Genomic DNA, 20033 nt, shown 5'->3' on the forward strand with positions numbered 1-20033 from the left:
TATATTCATTTCTCCTTAATTACCTATTTTTAAAAATTAGGTCTTGATAAATTAAAGAGATTGCTTGAAATGTACTCATATCACACCACCTCCTTTCTTTTATGAAATGAGATGGTATCACACCCTGCATATCGATTGCCTTGCCCTAATAATATCATAGAAGATATTTGTCTTTCAATATTAATTAAATAAAAATAAGTATCAAAATCAGTACAGCCTTAACCTTTAGCATATTGATTAACTAAAACGGCCACTAATTTTGATACTTACTCAATTATCTATCTCTTCTTTAATCCTAATATTTCTCTTGCTTCATCTGGAGTAGCTATTTCTCTACCTAGTTCTTTAGCTATTCTTACAACCTTTTCAACTAATTCACCATTTGACTTAGCTAATACTCCCTTTTCTATATATACATTATCTTCAAAACCTACTCTAACATGTCCTCCCATAGTAATAGCAACTGCTGCTAATGGGAATTCATGTCTACCTATTCCTGCTACAGTCCAAGTGGATCCTGCTGGAATACTATCTACCATAAATGATAAATCTCTAACAGTTGCAGCCATTTGCACACCTAATACAAAATCAAAGTGCATTGGCTCTTTTATGAAGCCTTGCTTAGCATATTTGATTGCATAGTCAACCATACCCTTATCAAATACTTCTACCTCTGGCTTAACTCCTCTTTCAATCATAAGTCTGCCAAAGTTTTTAATAGTATTTTCAGTATTTACAAATACTTCATCCCCGCCAAAGTTACAAGTACCACAATCTAAAGTTGCCATTTCTGGCCCTAGTTCTGTTGGTTGAAGCCTTTCTTCGTCAGTCATACCAACTGCGCCACCTGTAGAAGGTTGGATAATAACATCAGGACATCTCTTATAGATTTCATCCATACAAGCTTTAAATCTAGCTTTATCTTGAGTTGGAGTACCATCATCTTCTCTAACATGAAGGTGAATTATACTTGCCCCAGCCTTATATGCTGCTTCTGCTTCTCTACCAATTTCCTCTACAGTATAAGGAACCGCCGGATTGTGCTCCTTAGTTACTTCCGCACCACAAATAGCAGCAGTGATAATTAATTTTTCCATATAAACGCCCCCCTATTATTCAATTAACAATTAACAATTCACAATTCACAATTGTTAGGGCACGTTTTTCGGGTCTCTTTCCCTAATTAACTGCTTTCATAGTTGTGCATTGTGCATCGTGAATTGTGCATTTGTTTTATTTTTTACTATTTTCTTTTCTTGTCTTTTGGAACTAAACAAGTTCCCTCTGCTCTACAAACTACTACTGGTTCTTCTAGTACATCACAAGCTGATGGACTAATATCTGGTCTAGGTATTATAACCTTTCTAGCTTCAAATACCATTTTTCTAGAAGTATTCCCTACCTTTACAATTTCTCCTACTGCCTCGATATAATCTCCTGCATATACTGGAGCTGTAAATTCTACCTTGTCATAAGCTACAAATAGTCCTTCATCCCCGTCATGTCTAATAAGTAATTCTGTAGCTACATCTCCAAATAACGCCAACATTCTAGCACCGTCTACTAAATTCCCACCATAATGAGCATCTTGAGTACTCATTCTAAGTCTAATCATTGCCTTTTCCATAATGTCCCCTCCATTGCTTATGTATTTGGATTTATTATATCATATTGATAATATAGTAACAAGATATTGAATCTATACTGTTATTAAATCAATACCTTACCATATATATCAATTACTCTATCATTAAATGTTGAATAAAACAATAAATTATCTACTTTTATATTTTTATCTCTCATGATCTCTTCAAATAATATTTTATAACCCTCTAATTGTGAAGTATAATCTCTCCTAAGCTTTCTATCCATATCTTTACTAAAGCAAACATCTGTCTTATAATCAATGATTGTCCAATTATCATTCTCAGACTGAATTACCAAATCCATTGTTCCATTAATAAGTATGGTTTTATTACCTTTCTCTGCAAGTTTAGTCTCATCTTTAAATAAAAAGCTTAATATCCTATTTAAAGCAGCTTCGTTCTTCTCATCTATTGCTATGGTGAAGGATAATTCAGGAAATACTTTCTTTGCATTTCTAAAAAGTTCTAAGATATCTTCATTGTTTATAAAATTATTTAATATTTTTCTGGCATATTTATAAATCTTTCTTTTAATTATGTCCCTAGCCCCTTTGTTTCCTTTTTCAATTGCAATATTAAGTATTTCTTCAACTCTATTATTAGCAATAGAATAGAATAATCCAATATTTGTTTTATTAATTTCTAAATTGTCCATACCTTCATTAATTGATATATTTAAAGCATAATCAATAACATCTTCACTAACATTATTTAATTTATTACTTTTCTTAATTAGAATTTCTATGGCTCTATGTATAATGCTGCCATATATCTTACCCCTAGGCCCCATAACCTTCGGTTTTAATATTCTAGTATTTCTAAGTCTAGGGCTTATATATATTTTCCTTTTCCTCTCGTAACCAGATTCTCTAACATCATCTCTCCCTAATTCAAACTGGGATGGCGTAACTTTTAAATAGCTAGGACTAGATATCTCTTTTATTATTCTTAAATCCTTAGTGATATCTAATTCTCTTTTCTTTTCTTCAGATATCATTAAATCTTTTATTTTAGTTTCTATTTCATTTTCTAGCTTTATTTCCTTATTTATATTTTTAGATAGAGGATATAAGAAACTTCTCTCATCAATAGCATCAGCTACAATCAATACTGATTTTCCCCTAGTAGCTGCTACATATAAAAGTCTGTCAACTTCTGCTTCCATAAAGAGTTTTTCTCTCTCTTTTCTTTCCATTTCTTTTGGTCCAAGGATATTATGGCTTCCTGCATAAACTATGAACCCAATACTTCTATTATTCTCATCCTTTTGAACATAGTGAGTATTAGAAGAAACAGTTCTTTTTTTATGTGCACCAACTAGTATAACTATATTAGCTTCCAAACCCTTTGATTTATGAATATTCATTATTCTTACAGCATTCTCTGCTTCTTCTTTACTTATAGGCAATTCATAATTTACCTTATCCCTTGTTATTTTTTTTAATTCTTCTCTTATTTCATATATACTGCCACAGTTTTTCAATTTTAAAATTTCTATAGTTTGCCTAAGAGCAGAATCCGCATCTCTTCTTTCCAATCTCTCATATTGTCTATGAATATCATAAACACCAATCTGACTCTCTACAACTCTTTCAATAAAGGCTATTGGGTTAAGTTTTCTTGATAAATCAACAATTTCATTCATATGGCTAAATGCCTTTTTAATACTTAAGTGTTTAATTTCATCAATCTTATTTCTGAAGAAAATAAATTGTGATAAATTTTTATTATCCTCCATAAACAATTCTATAGTTTCTAAATCTAAATAAAAGGAATTTCTCAAAGCTGATACTACTTTTATATTATCTCTATAATCAACTAAGGAATCTATCAAAATAAATAGATTCAAAACCTCTCTAGTGTCTCCAAGGTTTTTCTCTCCTGCCAATACAGCAGATATACCTCTATCCTTCAATGATTTAAGATAAAATCCCGTTTCCTCATTAGTCTTTGTGAGGATCATTATATCTCCTTCTTTTACTTTTCTATTGATATTATAATAATCCTTCTCCCCATCTATTATTTCTTCTTTTCTTTTTCTAACCTTTTCAGTAATATAGTAATTCCTTAAGATATCTTCTACAATATTAGCCACATATTCTTGATCTTCCTTTTCTGGATAATTGTATTTATAAGTTCCTTTTACTATTTGTCCTTCTAAATCTTCGTTATTCCATAAGCTCAATATACCTGTGAATCCAGCCTGCACATCAGTAGAATATTCATCAAATCCAAAGCCAATATTATCTTTATTCCTAAATGTAGATTCTATCCAATTACATATATCATCAGATGACCTAAAATTAATATCTAAATGTACTACCTCTCCATTATTTGATATTATTTCTTTTACTTGATTATATATTGTAATATCTGCTCTTCTAAATCTATATATAGATTGTTTGGGATCACCTACTACAAATAAGGAACCTGGTACAGGTTTACAATCCTGCCAACGCTTTACACCATTATACTCAACTTCTTTATCAGTCAAGTGAAGCACTAATTCAGCCTGCATAGGATCTGATAGCGATAGGTAAATCTTTGATATTATCTCCGACTTTTCCCCCGCTCCACACTGTACGTGACAGTTTCCCGTCATACAGCGTTCCATCGAATATACATTACTTATTTAAATGGTACAATTACCGACTTTTATACGAAGTTTGTTAATTTTATCTATTTCTTTTTTGTTAAGATTTAATAACTTGAAATATTTTTCAATAGTCTCTGTATTAGTGGCGTGTATTAATTTATGGCAATTCTTTAATATAAAGGTTAAGTTCTCATATGCGTCTGTTCCGCCTAATTCTCTTGGCTTCTTATGATGGACTTCCATATCTCCTATTTCCAATGGTCTTCCAGTTATTGCACATTTTCCATTTTGTCCACAGTATAGTGAGATTCTATTATCATTATATTCAATACTTTCATCTCTTACTGGGTTGTACATCAGGTAATTTAATACTCTGATATTTATTTTGTTTAGCTGTGCATGTATTAACCTTCTACCTTCCTCCGTATAGTCACATATTTCTTGTGAAAAGTTCCATGGAGGTTTTGTTTTTACCAATGATATTGGGAAGATTATCTGTCCAAGCAAGAATATCTTTTTACCTTTATGGTCGCTATAGAATTTTGTATATGCCTTTGTAATTGCACCACTTTTTGTTCGTATTTTACTTGTTCGGTTTTTAAGGTTCTTTTTGACTAAGAAATCGATTTGTGCGAAGTCTTTGGATACATGTGTTGCTACGCTATAATACTGTTGTCTGCCTAAAATTGAGGCATTAAACTTATTGACATCAGTTTTTAATTGCGATTTTTGCATCCTTTTAATACTACTTCTAAATTGTTTGATAACTTTCTCTTTTGCTTTGTAACTCATATAGGATTTAACTACATACTTTTCACCTTTGGGAACTACTTTAAGTCTTATACCTAAGAATTCAGTATAGTTTTTGTTCAAATTTGTGATTTTTGATTTTTCAGGACTAATGTCTAATCCTAATCTCTCTTTTAACCACTGTTTAGTAGCCTCAAAAGCTTTTACTGCTGTATCATAGTCTCTACAGAATATTTTAAAATCGTCTGCGTATCTTACGATAAACATTTCTTTAAGATTGGTTTTTCTAAGAGCCAAGTACTTAGGGGCTTTATCTATAATAATTTTCCCGCCTGGCTTCTTTTTGTTGGTTACAAGTTTACTTCTGGTTTTTAAATTCTCCCATTGACTTGCTATCCACCAATCTAATTCATTCAGCACTATATTTGATAGTAATGGAGAGATAATTCCTCCTTGTGGTGTACCTTTATCAGGTATTCCCACACCTTTTATTTCAGCTTTAAGCATTTTGGAGATAATTGAAACCAATCTTTTATCCCTTATGCCCAGAGTCCACATTTGCTTAAGAAGCTTTCCATGATTTACATTATCGAAGAACCCTTTAATGTCTATATCAACTACATAATGTAGTTTGTTTATATTTGCTAATGTCATGGCTCTTGAAATTGCGTGATGGGCACTCCTGTTAGGTCTGAATCCATAACTATGGTTATAAAATTTGGCTTCACAGATAGGTTCTAATATTTGCAATATACATTGCTGTATTAATCTATCCTCTATCGTTGGAATTCCCAACGGTCTTATTCCACCAGTAGGTTTTGGTATTTCTACTCTTCTAACTGGATGCGGTTTATAGTTACTTAATCTTCCCTTAACGTAATTCACAAGCTTTTGTGGTTCGTTTTCAGCTATTTCTACTATCGTATTTTCATTTGTGCCTTTTGTTTTGCTACCTTTGTTTCTCTTTATATTTCTGTAGGCTAATTGAATATTTCTGTCATCTGTAATTAGTTCCAAGAGTTTTGTAAAGTTGTAATTTCTTTTGCTCTTGTCATATAAGTCATCAAACATACCTTGTAAATCATAATATTCATTGTTTCTTAGTTTTTTCTTTTTCTTCGTATTTTTCCCTGTCGTCATCAGTCAACTAATCACCTTATCTTTCGAATTGGTTTTCGTTTCTTTTAGTCATACTCGAACCTAATGAATATTGCACTTTTAAATTTTCGTGTATACTTCGACTTGTGGCTATCCCTCCACGACTTATTATCATCGCTTCATTGGTACTGTGCCACTACTTTCACCAGCGTTAAGATAAGTTATAGCAAGTTTCGCCTTTCCTTATCAACAATTCATCGAGGGCAAGCTCTCCTTGTCACTGGCTTACCACGTTCCTACATTCCTATCTTTGCATATGCTTTTAGGTTTCCCTCTGAGCCTGTTAGCTTGATAGTGCCTGTAACACTATAAGGTATTTCATAAAGACAACTTTTTACTTTACCTCACTAACCTTACAATAGTAAGAATACCATTTCTGATATCTATTCCTTTAGACCCTTTCATTCGGGATTTCGTCAGTATACCTTTTAATAGTATACGATTCTCACCATGAGCATTTTATAGACATCCGACCTATAGGTTGCGACATCCACCTCTGGACATTGTTCCTGTAAGATTGCTCTTACTTAGGGCAACTCTCAGCCGACTTCACCGAGCTCATAACATCTTCATTCTTGCAAATCCGACGCTATTCGGAGGATTAATGGGACCCTTCAGGGCGTTACTCCTTCATTTGATACCTCGGAATGTAAGTTCTCCCATCTAATGATGGTGAATAGCCTTTTCAGCTACTAACGTGTCGCACTATCTTGAAACTCATCTATATAGAAATGTTTATATTTATTTTTAAAATGTTTTCTAGCTGATGGAGATTCCTTAATTAATTTAGAAGCCCTATACAATAGCTCATTGAAGGTAAGTTTCCCTCGATATCTTTCTTTTTTATAATCTACAGCCATATTGATAAACTCTGTGCAATAATTATATACCATAGCATTTAGTTTATAATATATACCATAAATTCCTTCGATTAAATTCTTATATTCATGAGCATTATCTAAGTTCCAGTACTTTTTAGCAATAACTTTTTCAAATATCCCTTCTATATCAAACTCTTCCTTACCATATTCCTTTAGAATACTATCTAGATAATTTATTAGACTTTGTTTTTCTTCTAATATGGAGCGAAACAGTTTCGCTAGATTAGAATTATTCTTAAAAGGCTCTATATTTAAATACCCATAATCCTTCTTTATATCTTCAAATTCCTTTTCGATTTCCTCAAATTTATAATCATCATCTTCATAGCCACTAAATCTAATGTCCGGATTTTCAAGAGCTAAAATTGCCTTACTTCTCAATTCTTTATAATCAATATTTACCTTTGACAGTAAATCTATAATCTTTTTATATTCTTTCTCTTTATCCCTTAAAAACCTATACCATATTTCATTATGGAACTCTTCATCATCTTCTATTATTTGGTAATTTGGAGTGATGTCAGCATCAAAGGGCATTTCTCTTAAAATTAACTCACAAAAGGAGTGTATAGTTCCGATAAATATCTTATCTACGGCTTTGAGCCTTTGAATTATTTCTGGATTAGTTTCTCCTTTAAGATATTCCAGAGCATTTAATTGAATCCTTTCTGCTAATTCAGTTGCCGCTGCTTTAGTAAATGTAATTGCTACTAAATTAGCAGGATTTATTTCTGATGTAATAATATGATTGATAATCCGTTGCACAATTATAGTGGTCTTTCCTGCACCAGCTCCTGCTTCTAAAAGATAATTTTTATCAAAGATCTTTATTATTTCTTCTCTCTTTTTCATTTCTTCTCTTATTAGTTCCTCTTTATTTATCATATCCTCCCTCCTCTTCTACCTTAGTTAAACCCTTGTCCACCATACATATAGGACTATAATCGCAATATCTGCATATACCCTTTGAATCAAATATTACTTGAGATTGTTCCTCTAATATATCCATATCTAATAAAGTCTTTATTCTATTTTCTATTACATTTATAAATTCTTCACTGAAATCTAAATCAATAACCCCATTCTTTTCGTGCCCTTCAAATATATAAGTAAATTTGCATACTTCTGGTCTTAAGGATATATCTTTTTTAGATTCTAATATTTTCTCTAATGTTTTTTTATAAATATAATACTGAAGTTTTTGTGTTTCTGAATAATTGTAGTCTTTATTTTTACCTCTACCTGTGGAAAACCTTAATCTTTTTTCAAAGTTATCCATACTTCCTGTTTTATAATCCACAATTCTGAATACATTCTTATCTATATTATTTATATCCACCCTGTCTATAGATCCTGATATATCTAATTCTAATCCCATAATATCTATCCTCTGTTTAGGAAGTACACCAAATATTTTATTATTCTTCCCTCTTTTATCTCCAAAGGATAATTCATTTACTAGTACTATCCATTCACTATCATTATTTGCAATATCTACTATATTTTGACATGCATTTATTAAATTTTGTTTTTCTCTTAGATATATCTCTTGAAGCAGACAGACATTATCCTTTGCTGATTCAATACACTGTTTCTCCACTAATTCCACTATTTTCTCTTTAGTCTGTTCTTCTTCATTTAAATTAAAATAACTATCTAACACTTCATGTACTATGATGCCCTTTGTTACTCCATCAAGCCATCTATCAACTCTAATATCTACATCTTCTTTAGCACTTAAGCCCATTATATTTTTAAGATAAAATTTCCTAGGGCATTCAGCCAAGGTCTCCAGTGAGGTTGCAGATTTAACCATATCTCTCCCTTGAATTACTCTTTTCTTTTCCTCATATTTCTCTTGTTTTCTTTCTCCCATTATATCCTTTAACTCATTATATATTTGAGATGGCGATTGTACTTTTATGTTGACCGTATCGAAGTTTGAATAACCTATGGATATGTTCTCAAAATCAGCCGTTAATAATTCTTTTACCTTATACTTTTTATATTCATAATTATCATTTGCAAAGGAAATCTTGTCAGATATTCTAGTTTTGGTCGTATCAAGCAGAATAGGTGATTCTACTACCTTATTAGATAAACTAGTACTATCTAATCCTATTAAATAAAGATTCTTTCTTCCCGTATATCCTGCGCTTTTAAAACTTGTAATAAATATACTTCCCGGCTGAGGTTGGGATCTAAGTATCTTGCTTTGTTTAATATAGGATAGAACTATATCAAAATACTCATGCCTACTAACTTCCATATTAATATCTCCAATTTTATCCAGAGTTTCTAAGACTACCTGTTTTGCAGCTCCATCATATTTATTTACATTCTTTACATACCTTGTTATTAAGCTCATAAACTTTGGAATACATTGATCAAATCTAATATACTCATCTCTTGGTATAGCTTCAAATAGCCCTTTAAAAAATTCTTTAAGCCAAATTCTTTTCTCTACTTGAAATTCATTTAAATTCTTATCTCTTTCTATGTCTTTATTAGTATCATCTTCTAATCTTAATACTCTATCATAGTTTTCCTTTAAGGATACAATCTTACATTCTACTAGTTCTTCGTACATTTCAGGGGCAGAAAATTTATCTATTTTAATGTCATCATTGATAAAAATAGGTCTTATTTCCTTTATATTATAATAATTTACAGCCCATGCAAAAATAGTATTTATAAATCTATAAACACTGCTGGATTCAATATTTAAACCTCCACCAAAGTTTCCAGGTATTCTATGTATGTCCAATTCAATATTAATCAAATTGACATATTTACTATTGGTATATGCTATAACTACTTCATCAAGTGGGATTCTTTTTCTCTTGATGTCCTCTAAAATAATCCCTATTTCTTCCTTTGTTCCATAGCCTTCATAAAACTTAATATTCTTATTTTCAAATTCTGCCTTTCCTGAATCTTCTTTATAATAATAATTCTTTGGATGACCTTCAACTGATTTAACAGGCATTTTAATCCTTGTGCAATTTTTGAATTTCTTAAATAATATTTCTTCCACATTATTAAATTCAATATTAGATGCTATAGCTATTTTCTTTTCCTGATATAGATTTATATTTGATGAATTTGATGCTTCAATAATTATGTCACAGTAATCTACAGCATTTAATTTCTTTAGTCTAGCTTTGTATTCCATATATATCTTGTCTAGATTCTTTACTTCTGGAAAATGTTCTAATCCACTGTATTTTAACTCCATTATTACCTTATATACTTCTTCAGCAGTTTTTGAATCTATTAGATTTGGTCTGAAGAAAAAACTGTCTGAATCTAACTTAGATAAATCCTTAAGTATGCCTATGATCAAATTGTTTCCTAGAATATCGTCAATTATCAATTTATTGTTATTTGCAATATATTCTTCACATATCTCAAAGGCTAAGCCCTGTGGAGTCACTGTCCTAAGATTTATAGAAGGATAGCCATCTCTAGCCATCTTATTTACGATTTGCATTCCTATGGTCCTTGTTGGAACTATAAATATCTTTTCATCTAAAATATTTTCTTTACAAAATTCCCTTAATTCTATAAGTTTCATACCTTCACCCTCTTCTATCTCCTTATGGTATATAAATATTCGACATAAAAAATAAAAATCCTTTAATTTAACAAAAATATAGACTCCTAAAAGTCAACTTCAGCCATATATGTGCCTTCACCGCTTCTTACAAAACTGTAAGATAGGTATACAAACTTTAATAATATTGTAACTATTTAATAAACTATATTATGGTAAAATGGAGTTAGCAATAATTACATGGGGGTGAGCTAATTTTTGGAGGATCTAATTGTATTAAACAATTTAAGAAAGGTATATAGAATGGGAGATGAAAAAATTATTGCCCTTGATAATGTATCTCTATCCATTAGAAAAGAAGAATTTATATGTTTACTTGGTACATCTGGATCTGGTAAGTCTACACTATTGAACATGATGGCAGGTTTAGAAAAACCCACCAAGGGTGAAATTACCATAGGCAAGTATCCAATACACAAGATGAATGAAAGAGATGTAACTAAATTTCGTCAAAAATATGTAGGCTTTGTATTTCAATCCTATAATCTAATCCCTACTCTTTCAGCTTTAGAAAATGTAAGTCTAGGTCTTACTTTCCAAGGGATACCAAAAGCTAAAAGAGAGAAGATGGCAAAACAAATGTTAATTGATGTAGGACTAGAAAAAAGACTTCACCATAAACCTTCTGAGATGAGTGGTGGACAACAGCAAAGGGTAAGTATTGCAAGAGCATTTGTAGGTAAGCCACAAATAGTATTTGCTGACGAGCCTACAGGAAATCTAGATACAAGAACTACACTTGAGATTATGAATCTAATCACTGGAATGGCTTACGAATTTAAACAAACCCTAATTATAGTAACTCACGATGTAGAGATCGCTGATTATGCACATAGGGTAGTATATCTAAGGGATGGACATATAGAAAAGATTACAGAAAATGAAAACATAATAAAGGGGGCAGTAAATTAGATGAAAAGAGTTTTAAGTATTTTTTTAGCAGTATTATTAGTTATACTTCAAGTGCCAAATATAGGATTTGCCTATGGTGAAGGAAATCCTAATTTAGTAATCAGTAATTCAAATACCTATACTGCAAAGGCAGGAGAAACTGTCTCTGTATCAGTGCAACTTACAAATACTGGAAATGGTTATGCAACTAATATTTCTGGAAGCTTAAGTGGTGAATCCACTGGAGTAGTTTATGTCGATGGCTCTTCACATGATAGTATTAGAAATCTTAGGGATGGCAGTACAGGAACCTTATCTTTTAGAGTAAAAGTAGATGAATCAGCTGATGGTAAAAATTATTCATTACCACTAAATATAACTTATTATAATGAAGGATATTATATTGATAAAGAAGATGGGTCTAGAGAATATGTACAACCACAAAAATTCACATTAACAGAAAATATCAACATCAGAGTGGCACAAGATAAGACTTCACCACAATTAGTAGTCAATAGAGTAGATATCATGCCTTCTTCTACTGTTAATGCAGGGGAAACTATTGCCGTAGGCTTTGAGATAGGAAATATAGGCAGTGCCATTGCAAAGGATCTAAGAGTAACTCTAGAAGGTCTAACCAATGAAGGATTTACATTAGCAAACGGTGTAAACTATAAGACAGTTCAATCTCTAGAATCTGGCAAGAAAACCTATATATATTTTGAATTGAAATCTTCAAAAACATTAGCAGGTGGAAGCTATGAGCTAAAATTAGACTTATCCTATAAGGATGCAAAAAACCAAGCTATACAAGATAAGAGTAACTTCTTTATAACTGTTGCTGGAAATAAAGGTCAATCTTCTAATCTAATAATAGAGAACTTAGTTTCTCCTACAGGCTCCATTGGTCAAAATAAAGAAGTAGATATAAGTTTTGATATAAGAAATCAAGGGCAAGCAGATGCAAAGAATGTGGTCATCACAGCTAGCAGTGAAGACCAAAGTGGAGTAGTACCTAAGACAGTAAGCACTATAAAGCTTAACTCCTTGGCTAAAGGTGCTACAGAAAAAGTTAATTTTAAATTTTTAACTACAAAAGCCTCTGAAACTAAAAACTATCCTATTAAAATTACAGTAAAATATGTAGATGATTTAGGAAAAGAAGATACAGTTGAACAATTCGTAGGTGTATTTGTCGTAGCACCAGAAACTGGAGATTCTACTAAGGGCAAACCAAAGCTAATCATAGATAAATATAGTTTCCAGCCACAACTTGTTAAAGCTGGAGAAAATTTTGAGATGACTCTTTCCTTCTATAATACTTCTAGCAATAAGGCTGTAAAAAACATAAAAATATTTTTAACAGCAGAATCTGGTGCTACCAAGGATACTGAAAAGGCCGGTAATTCTGCATTTACACCAGTAGATAGCTCAAATACTTTCTATATCGACTCCATACCACCTAAAGGTAGAGTTGAAAAAACTATTACTATGTTTACTGTACCAGATGCCATTGCAAAGACTCATACTATAACAGCAAACTTTGAATACGAAGATAGTGAAGGTACTGAATTAAAAGATATTGAGTTAATTGGAGTTCCTGTAGTCCAACAATCAAGACTAGAAACTGCAGAATTACAGCTTTATCCTGATGCAATGGTAGGTCAGCCACTACCAGTATCATTGGAGTTCTATAATACTGGTAAAGTCACTCTATACAATATGATGGTCAAATTAGAAGGAGATTTCCAAACTGAAAACGGAAGCTATTATGTTGGTAATTTCGATAGTGGTAGTAGTGAATTTTTTGAAGGAATGGTAATACCATCTCAACCTGGTGAATTAACAGGTGCTGTACTCTTTACCTACGAAGACTCCACAGGTCAGAAGCAAGAACTAAGAAAAGAATTTACACTAAATGTAACAGAAATGCCTCCAATGGAGGAATTCCCTGGTGAAATGCCACCTCCAGATGATATGAAATCTGGTGGAATCAAGGGAATTCTCAAATCTAAATGGCTATGGATTAGTTTAGTAATCATAGGAGCTGGAGTAGGAGGTTTTATTTTCTACAAGAAAAAGAAAAAAGAAAAGGAAATGGCCCTAGATGAGTAATTTAGACTTATTTAGAATGGGAATAAAAAATCTGTGGAGAAGAAAACTAAGAACCTTTCTTACAGTCCTTGGAGTAATCATAGGAGCTAGCTCCATTATAGTAATGCTTAGCCTTGGCTTTGGAATGAGTAAATCCTTTGAAGAGCAAATAGCTCAATGGGGCAGCTTGACTACTATAAATGTTCAAAAGAGTTGGGTGGAACAGCCTGGACAAAAGCAAGCAGTCTTAGATGACAAAGCTGTAGCCTCATTTAAATTAATACCTAATGTTGCAGCTGTAAGTCCAATGCTAGAAGCCCATGGTTCCATAATTAATGGGAGATACCTATCCAATGCTCCTATTAGAGGAATAGATCCTGATTCTATGGAAGCCTTTGGATTCGAAGTAGCAGAAGGCAGACTCCTAAGTAAAAATGATGAGTTAACAGTAGTATTTGGCGGGCGAATGAAAGATAGTTTCTATGAACCGAAGTCAAGGGTTTGGAGAGAACCAAAAATAAACCTTATGAAAGATAGAATGACCCTTACCTTAGACCCAAATTATGGTTGGTCTAGTCCTGGAGAGAAGAAACCAAGCTATAAAGAATATAAAATTAAGGTTGCAGGTGTATTAACTGAGGGTGATTGGCAAACAGGATATGGAATATATATGCCTATTACAGAAGTACAAAAACTTCTAAAAGAAAAAGAAAAAGCTGAAAATCAAAAACCTCAACCAGGCAGAAAAAAAGAAACTGGATATAATAAAGTAGATGTTAAAGTCAACGATATGAAAAATGTTCAGGAAGTTCAAAAACAAATCAAAGAAATGGGATATGAAGCCTATAGTTTGAACGATGAGCTAGAATCCATGAAAAAACAAGCTGCAGTAATCCAAGCTGTACTAGGTGGTATCGGTGCAGTATCACTCCTAGTAGCAGCTATAGGTATTACAAATACCATGGTAATGAGCATATATGAAAGAACTAAAGAAATTGGAGTAATGAAGGTAATAGGTGCTTCCCTTAAGGATATAAAGAGACTATTCTTATTTGAATCGGCACTTATAGGCCTCACGGGAGGTGTTTTTGGAGTAGGATTTTCCTATTTGATATCCTTCCTTATAAATAAATTTAGTGGACAATTTGGTCAGGCTATAGGTGCCTATGGAGCTACAAAGATATCTATAATCCCAATATGGTTAATCTTTGCTGCCATGGGATTCTCAGCCCTTATAGGAATAATGTCAGGATACTTCCCAGCTAGACGTGCTATGAACTTATCCGCATTGGAAGCTATAAGAACAGAATAGACTAAAAAAGAGACTACTTAGTCTCTCTTCGTAAAAGGCTGCTTTCCTATAGGAAAGCAGCCTTTTTTATTCTATTTATTATTTCGCACCTTCAAGTGCGGCATTTACAGCTTCTATAATACCGTTACTAGTATTAGTAGCTCCTGATACTGTATCAACTTCTGTTGAATTTTTCTCTACTATACTTTCAGGTACTTGTTCTATTGCAGGCTCACAGATTCCTTCTGTCTCTTCATGAGATACTACCTCTACATCTGCAATCTTTCCATCCTTTACTTCTACTGAAACTGTGATATCTCCATTATTTCCTTGCCCAGTACCCTCATATGTACTATCATTATATACTGGAGCCTTTTCACCACAGCCAACTAAAGTAAGCATCATAGCTAAAACTAGAGCAACTGCCAATATTGACTTCTTCATCTTCTCTACCCCCTTTTTTGCATATTTAGCATATTTTAAGATATGCCACACATATATCATTATATAACAAATTATGAAAAATTTCCATTTTCTTTTAAGTATAATAAGAAAAAGCCTCCAAGAGAAGCATTTGGAGGTGATTCCTTAGAACTCCTTTAATCAAGTTGTTAAAATAAAAAGACAAAAGTAGAGCTTCCTATCTACTATAAAAAATAGTCCAGTGGTTTGAATCTACAACCCACTGGACTATTTTAATTAGTTTAATATTATCTCAATTGTATAGTATTTGCTATAAATGAAAAACCATCATAGCTACCAATTACATTTATCCTATCTCCTCTTCGTAAATCTAAAAAAGATATTGACTTTAGGTTTCTATCAGCAACTACTACATCTGATTTAACATAGACTGCTATTTCATCACCATATTTTGAGCTATCTAAATCAAAATTTTCAATTAATAGAGTTATCTCCCTAGTTCTAGAATTAATATATTGTATCTTACCTAACATACTTGCTTCTAGACCCTTAGAATCTGCCTCTATTTCAACAATTTCATCGCCTTCTGTCACTACTTCTACATAATGGCCTACACTCAAGTCACGAGAATTTGTAATTACTCTGTCAACTCTAATATACACATCTTTGCCTAAAATGTATCTTTCTTCCTTCTTAGTTTCTTGATTTAAAATAGTTACTTCCGTATTTTGATTAAATGCAATATTTAGTCCTCGAATTTGACCCTTAATGTTCTTCTTAACTACTTTTGCCTCTATATCCTTAACCACATCGTATTCAGCTATGATATAAGCTTCATCCTTTAACTTTAAATCCTCTGGCTTTACCACTCTACTGTTCCTAGTTATATAAGTTTTACTATCGATTAAAAACTTATATGTGTTATCTTTAGAATCAACTATAGTGATATTATATTCTTTATCTCTACTATCTTTAACAGGAGTTATTTCCTTTATGATACCTTCTACCTTCTTTTCTTTACTCTCAGCTTCAATATCATATATTACTCCATTTTTAATCTTTAACTCTACTAAATCTCCTTCTTTTAAATTCTTCAAATATACCGACTTACCATCTAAATATATATCTGCATCTTTGTCTACAGTAAAGTCTTTAGATATAGTCTTCTTATCCTCTGTATATTCCACAGTGATTTTAGATGTAGAAGAGTTTAAATATTTTATCTTACCTGATATTTCTTCTTCAAGGGATGTTGCTTTAACTGATATAAGTTCTTTAGTCCCCTTCTTAATACTCAACTCTACTTCTTGCCCTTCGGCTAATCCAAGATAAGTAGTTGCCTTTCCATCTACAGTTATAGATGTGTTATTCATTACTTGATAGGCAACTTCTCCACCGCGAACATCTTCTACCATTAAGAATTTATATACTCCTACATCTGAAATCTTTATCATTACAGTTCTCAACGTCTCAGTCTCATCCTTTGGCGTTTCAGGAGTAGTAGGAATAGTAGGAGTTGTTGGCGTTGTAGGATTGCCTTTCATATAATCATAAGCTGTGGACATCATCTTAGCCATTACAGCTCTTGTCAGTTGAGTATTAGGACCAAATGTACCGTCTCCTTGTCCCTTAGGATCTAATACTCCAACATCTATTAAAACAGATACATATTTAGTTTGAATAGCAGACATACTCATTACATCTTTATAAGTCAATGATACTATTTGTTTGTTTTTAGCAGTATCTTCTAAACCCATAGCTTTAACTAAATATTCACAGGTATTTATTTTACTAATTGGCTTTTTGATTTGTCCATTTTTACTGGCAGTTCTTAGTTGTGATTCTGTAATTATATTTTTATATAAAGCTATAGCTAGTCCTTCCTTAGCCCAATCTTCTATCTTAAGTTCATTCAATAAAGCATTATAAGCATAGGAAGCATTATTTTTCTCTGTTGTTGTAGGATTAGTTAACCTAGCCAATAAGCTCATAGCTGCATCAAAATTAAGTTTTCCCTCTGGATCAAATTTAGTCCCATCACCAATACCTTTTATATATCCTAAGCTTGCCATCTCTTCAATGTAGTTATAACCCCAATGAGTAGTAGGTACATCTTTAAATCTAGGTGCTGCACCATAGCTTGGGATAGATGATACTAATATTGCTGAAGCTAAAATTGTAGTAACTCCCTTTTTCCAACCTTTTCTAATTTTCACATATAGCCCCCCCTTTTATTTAGTGAATAACTAATAACTAATAGTGAATAGTTTAAAAGACTCTAAATCTTTACTTAAAACTATTCACTCTTCACTATTAACTATTCACTATCTTTTTATCGCTGCCTTAATAAATTCTCTAAACAATGGATGAGCTTTTGTTGGTCTAGACTTAAATTCTGGATGATATTGAACTGCTACAAACCAAGGATGATCTTTTAATTCAATCATCTCAACTAATCTTTCATCAGGAGATACCCCAGATATAATAAGTCCTTCTTCCTCTAGCTTATCCCGATATTCATTATTAAACTCATATCTATGTCTATGTCTTTCATATATAATTTCATCATTATATATTTCAAAAGCCTTAGTATCCTCTTTAATCTTACATGGATATAAACCTAATCTCATGGTTCCACCAAGAGTATCTATATCCTTTTGCTCTGGCATCAAATCTATTACTGGATAGTCGGTGCTTGAATTAAGTTCAGAGCTATGAGCCCCTTTGAGATTTGCTACATTTCTAGCAAATTCTATAACAGCTAACTGCATACCTAAACATATGCCTAAATAAGGAATCTTATTTTCTCTTGCATATTTAATAGCTGATATCTTACCTTCTACTCCCCTATCACCAAATCCGCCTGGAACTAAAATTCCATCTACATCAGACAATAACTCATTACAATTATCGTTGTTTATTTCCTCAGCATGTATCCACTTAATCTCAACTTCCACATTATTTGCTATGGCACCATGATTTAAGGACTCGGATACAGAAATATAAGCATCTTTTAATTCAACATATTTACCTACTAAAGCAATTTTCACCTTACCCTGTGGATTATTTACTCTATCAACGATTTCATTCCACTCAGATAAATCTAGTTCTCCACATTTTAAATTAAGATGATCTATGACTAATTGCGGAAGACCTTCTCTCTCTAACATTAGAGGAATCTCATATATAGTAGAAGCATCGCTATTTTCGATGACTTCTGATGGAGCTAAGTCACAGAATAAAGCAATTTTCTCCCTCAAATCCCTAGCTAGAGGAACCTCTGTCCTACAAATAAGTACATCAGGCTGAATACCAAGGCCTCTAAGCTCCTTCACGCTATGTTGTGTAGGCTTAGTTTTTAACTCTCCCGCCTTAGATAAAAACGGTACTAGAGTTACATGGATATACATTACATTTTCTTTGCCTACATCATATTTTATTTGTCTAATAGCTTCTAAAAAAGGTAAGGATTCTATATCTCCTACAGTTCCACCTATCTCAGTGATTACAATATCTACATCTCTTTCCTTAGATGCTCTTATAATTCTTTCTTTGATTTCATTTGTAATATGAGGAATTACCTGAACAGTTCTACCGTTGTATTCCCCCTTTCTCTCTTTGTTAAGTACAGACCAATAAATCTTACCAGAAGTTACCGAACTATATTTACTCAAATTTACATCAATAAATCTCTCATAATGACCTAAATCTAAATCTGTTTCTGCACCATCGTCGGTAACAAACACTTCACCATGTTGATAAGGGCTCATAGTCCCTGGATCAACATTTATATATGGATCAAATTTTTGAATAGTAACCTTAAGTCCTCTGCTCTTTAAAAGCTGCCCTAAACTAGCAGCTGTAATACCTTTACCTAAGGATGAAACTACTCCACCTGTAACGAATATATACTTAGTGGACACTTTAACAAAACCTCCTCAAAATAACTCTTTCAATTATATTCTATCCTATTAGTTTATCTTATATAAAAAAATATGTCAATTATTTAGATGGTTACAAAAAGGTGAATAAAACAGACAAAGGGATATTCTCAACATCAGTTTTGAGAATATCCCTAGCTTATATCATCTAATTAATTTTTAGATTAAGGTATGCAAATTACCTGACCTATTTGTAGGCTATTTGGATTCACAGTTGGATTAGCACGTTGAATAGCATCTACTGTAGTGTTAAATCTTTGTGCAAGAGTAAAGAAAGTATCTCCTGCTCTAACTGTATAGGCAAATGTTCCTGGAGGACAGGTTGTAGTCGGAGCACAATTTACACCAAGTGCAGTCCATGTCATTCTACCCACTATTCCATCAGGTACAAGATTTCTACTTCTTTGGAATGCTATAACGGCTGCCTGTGTTCCAGTGCCGAAGATACCATCTATAGCTCCTGGATTAAATCCTGCATTCCTTAGAAGTTCTTGAAGTTGTGCTACTGAAGCTCCTCTACTGCCAATACTTAAAGTAGGACAGCTAGATATAGGTGGCGGTGGAGCAGCTGTTGGTACACAAATTACTTGACCAATAAACAATCTATTTGGATCTACCCCAGGGTTAGCTGCTATTAAAGCATTAAGAGATATTCCAAAGGTTCTAGCTATTTGGAAGAATGTATCTCCTGCTTTTATAATATATGGTGTTGATCCTGTAGGGCATGTTATTTGATTAATTTCCAT

Annotated in this window: 13 protein-coding genes; 3 read left to right on the forward strand and 10 right to left on the reverse strand. The window is 32.5% G+C overall.

The features are described 5' to 3' along the window. Window positions 1-278: 278 nt before the first annotated feature. The 6 genes from RDK80_RS08130 to RDK80_RS08155 all read right to left on the reverse strand — a co-directional run bounded on the left by RDK80_RS08130 (window position 279) and on the right by RDK80_RS08155 (window position 10608). A complete protein-coding gene (locus RDK80_RS08130; RefSeq protein ID WP_256311191.1) occupies window positions 279-1097 on the reverse strand; it encodes a 3-keto-5-aminohexanoate cleavage protein in 819 nt (272 codons plus the stop codon). Window positions 1098-1243: 146 nt separating this feature from the next. Then, window positions 1244-1627, reverse strand: coding sequence for a hotdog domain-containing protein (locus RDK80_RS08135; protein ID WP_256311190.1), 384 nt, complete (start codon window positions 1625-1627; stop codon window positions 1244-1246). 83 nt (window positions 1628-1710) lie between these two features. Beyond that, entirely contained in the window at window positions 1711-4248 is a 2538-nt protein-coding gene (locus RDK80_RS08140) for a 3'-5' exonuclease (RefSeq protein ID WP_308523986.1), read from the reverse strand. 30 nt (window positions 4249-4278) lie between these two features. Beyond that, window positions 4279-6132: a group II intron reverse transcriptase/maturase gene (gene ltrA / locus RDK80_RS08145; RefSeq protein WP_308523987.1), complete on the reverse strand. Its 1854-nt coding sequence runs from the start codon at window positions 6130-6132 to the stop codon at window positions 4279-4281. Window positions 6133-6842: 710 nt separating this feature from the next. After that, window positions 6843-7916 (reverse strand): UvrD-helicase domain-containing protein, encoded by a 1074-nt coding sequence (locus tag RDK80_RS08150; protein ID WP_308523988.1) that lies wholly within the window; start codon window positions 7914-7916, stop codon window positions 6843-6845. Beyond that, window positions 7906-10608: a PD-(D/E)XK nuclease family protein gene (locus tag RDK80_RS08155; RefSeq protein ID WP_308523989.1), complete on the reverse strand. Its 2703-nt coding sequence runs from the start codon at window positions 10606-10608 to the stop codon at window positions 7906-7908. Before RDK80_RS08155 ends, RDK80_RS08150 begins: the two co-directional genes overlap by 11 nt. A gap of 237 nt (window positions 10609-10845) precedes the next feature. Between RDK80_RS08155 and RDK80_RS08160 the strand changes: the two genes are divergently transcribed. From RDK80_RS08160 to RDK80_RS08170, 3 genes are read left to right on the forward strand one after another with little or no spacing between them, the layout of a single operon-like run. Continuing rightward, complete coding sequence (locus RDK80_RS08160) at window positions 10846-11559, forward strand: ABC transporter ATP-binding protein (RefSeq protein WP_256311187.1); 714 nt, start codon at window positions 10846-10848, stop codon at window positions 11557-11559. Beyond that, a complete protein-coding gene (locus RDK80_RS08165; RefSeq protein WP_308523990.1) occupies window positions 11560-13653 on the forward strand; it encodes a CARDB domain-containing protein in 2094 nt (697 codons plus the stop codon). Further along, the gene (locus RDK80_RS08170; RefSeq protein WP_308523991.1) at window positions 13646-14944 is read left to right on the forward strand and encodes an ABC transporter permease; all 1299 of its coding nucleotides are present in this window, start codon (window positions 13646-13648) and stop codon (window positions 14942-14944) included. Before RDK80_RS08165 ends, RDK80_RS08170 begins: the two co-directional genes overlap by 8 nt. Window positions 14945-15022: 78 nt before the next feature. Here RDK80_RS08170 and RDK80_RS08175 read toward each other — a convergent pair whose 3' ends face one another. The 4 genes from RDK80_RS08175 to RDK80_RS08190 form a co-directional block, all read right to left on the reverse strand. Continuing rightward, complete coding sequence (locus tag RDK80_RS08175; RefSeq protein WP_256311184.1) at window positions 15023-15367, reverse strand: FMN-binding protein; 345 nt, start codon at window positions 15365-15367, stop codon at window positions 15023-15025. A gap of 266 nt (window positions 15368-15633) precedes the next feature. After that, on the reverse strand, window positions 15634-17562 hold the full coding sequence (locus RDK80_RS08180; protein WP_308523992.1) for an S-layer homology domain-containing protein: 1929 nt from the start codon (window positions 17560-17562) through the stop codon (window positions 15634-15636). Window positions 17563-17670: 108 nt separating this feature from the next. Next, on the reverse strand, window positions 17671-19269 hold the full coding sequence (locus tag RDK80_RS08185) for a CTP synthase (RefSeq protein WP_308523993.1): 1599 nt from the start codon (window positions 19267-19269) through the stop codon (window positions 17671-17673). Between the two features lie 182 nt (window positions 19270-19451). Further along, on the reverse strand, window positions 19452-20033 hold the full coding sequence (locus tag RDK80_RS08190) for a LysM peptidoglycan-binding domain-containing protein (protein WP_256311181.1): 582 nt from the start codon (window positions 20031-20033) through the stop codon (window positions 19452-19454).

This window comes from uncultured Tissierella sp. (genome assembly GCF_902479755.1).
Classification (GTDB): Bacteria; Bacillota; Clostridia; order Tissierellales; family Tissierellaceae; genus Tissierella; species Tissierella carlieri.

What these genes read in the sequence shown, in the direction of transcription:
- RDK80_RS08130 (WP_256311191.1), bottom strand. Translation starts at nt 1,097, where the DNA reads ATGGAAAAATTAATTATCACTGCTGCTATTTGTGGTGCGGAAGTAACT.
- RDK80_RS08135 (WP_256311190.1), bottom strand. Translation starts at nt 1,627, where the DNA reads ATGGAAAAGGCAATGATTAGACTTAGAATGAGTACTCAAGATGCTCAT.
- RDK80_RS08140 (WP_308523986.1), bottom strand. Translation starts at nt 4,248, where the DNA reads ATGACGGGAAACTGTCACGTACAGTGTGGAGCGGGGGAAAAGTCGGAG.
- ltrA (WP_308523987.1), bottom strand. Translation starts at nt 6,132, where the DNA reads ATGACGACAGGGAAAAATACGAAGAAAAAGAAAAAACTAAGAAACAAT.
- RDK80_RS08150 (WP_308523988.1), bottom strand. Translation starts at nt 7,916, where the DNA reads ATGATAAATAAAGAGGAACTAATAAGAGAAGAAATGAAAAAGAGAGAA.
- RDK80_RS08155 (WP_308523989.1), bottom strand. Translation starts at nt 10,608, where the DNA reads ATGAAACTTATAGAATTAAGGGAATTTTGTAAAGAAAATATTTTAGAT.
- RDK80_RS08165 (WP_308523990.1), top strand. Translation starts at nt 11,560, where the DNA reads ATGAAAAGAGTTTTAAGTATTTTTTTAGCAGTATTATTAGTTATACTT.
- RDK80_RS08170 (WP_308523991.1), top strand. Translation starts at nt 13,646, where the DNA reads ATGAGTAATTTAGACTTATTTAGAATGGGAATAAAAAATCTGTGGAGA.
- RDK80_RS08175 (WP_256311184.1), bottom strand. Translation starts at nt 15,367, where the DNA reads ATGAAGAAGTCAATATTGGCAGTTGCTCTAGTTTTAGCTATGATGCTT.
- RDK80_RS08190 (WP_256311181.1), bottom strand. Translation starts at nt 20,033, where the DNA reads ATGGAAATTAATCAAATAACATGCCCTACAGGATCAACACCATATATT.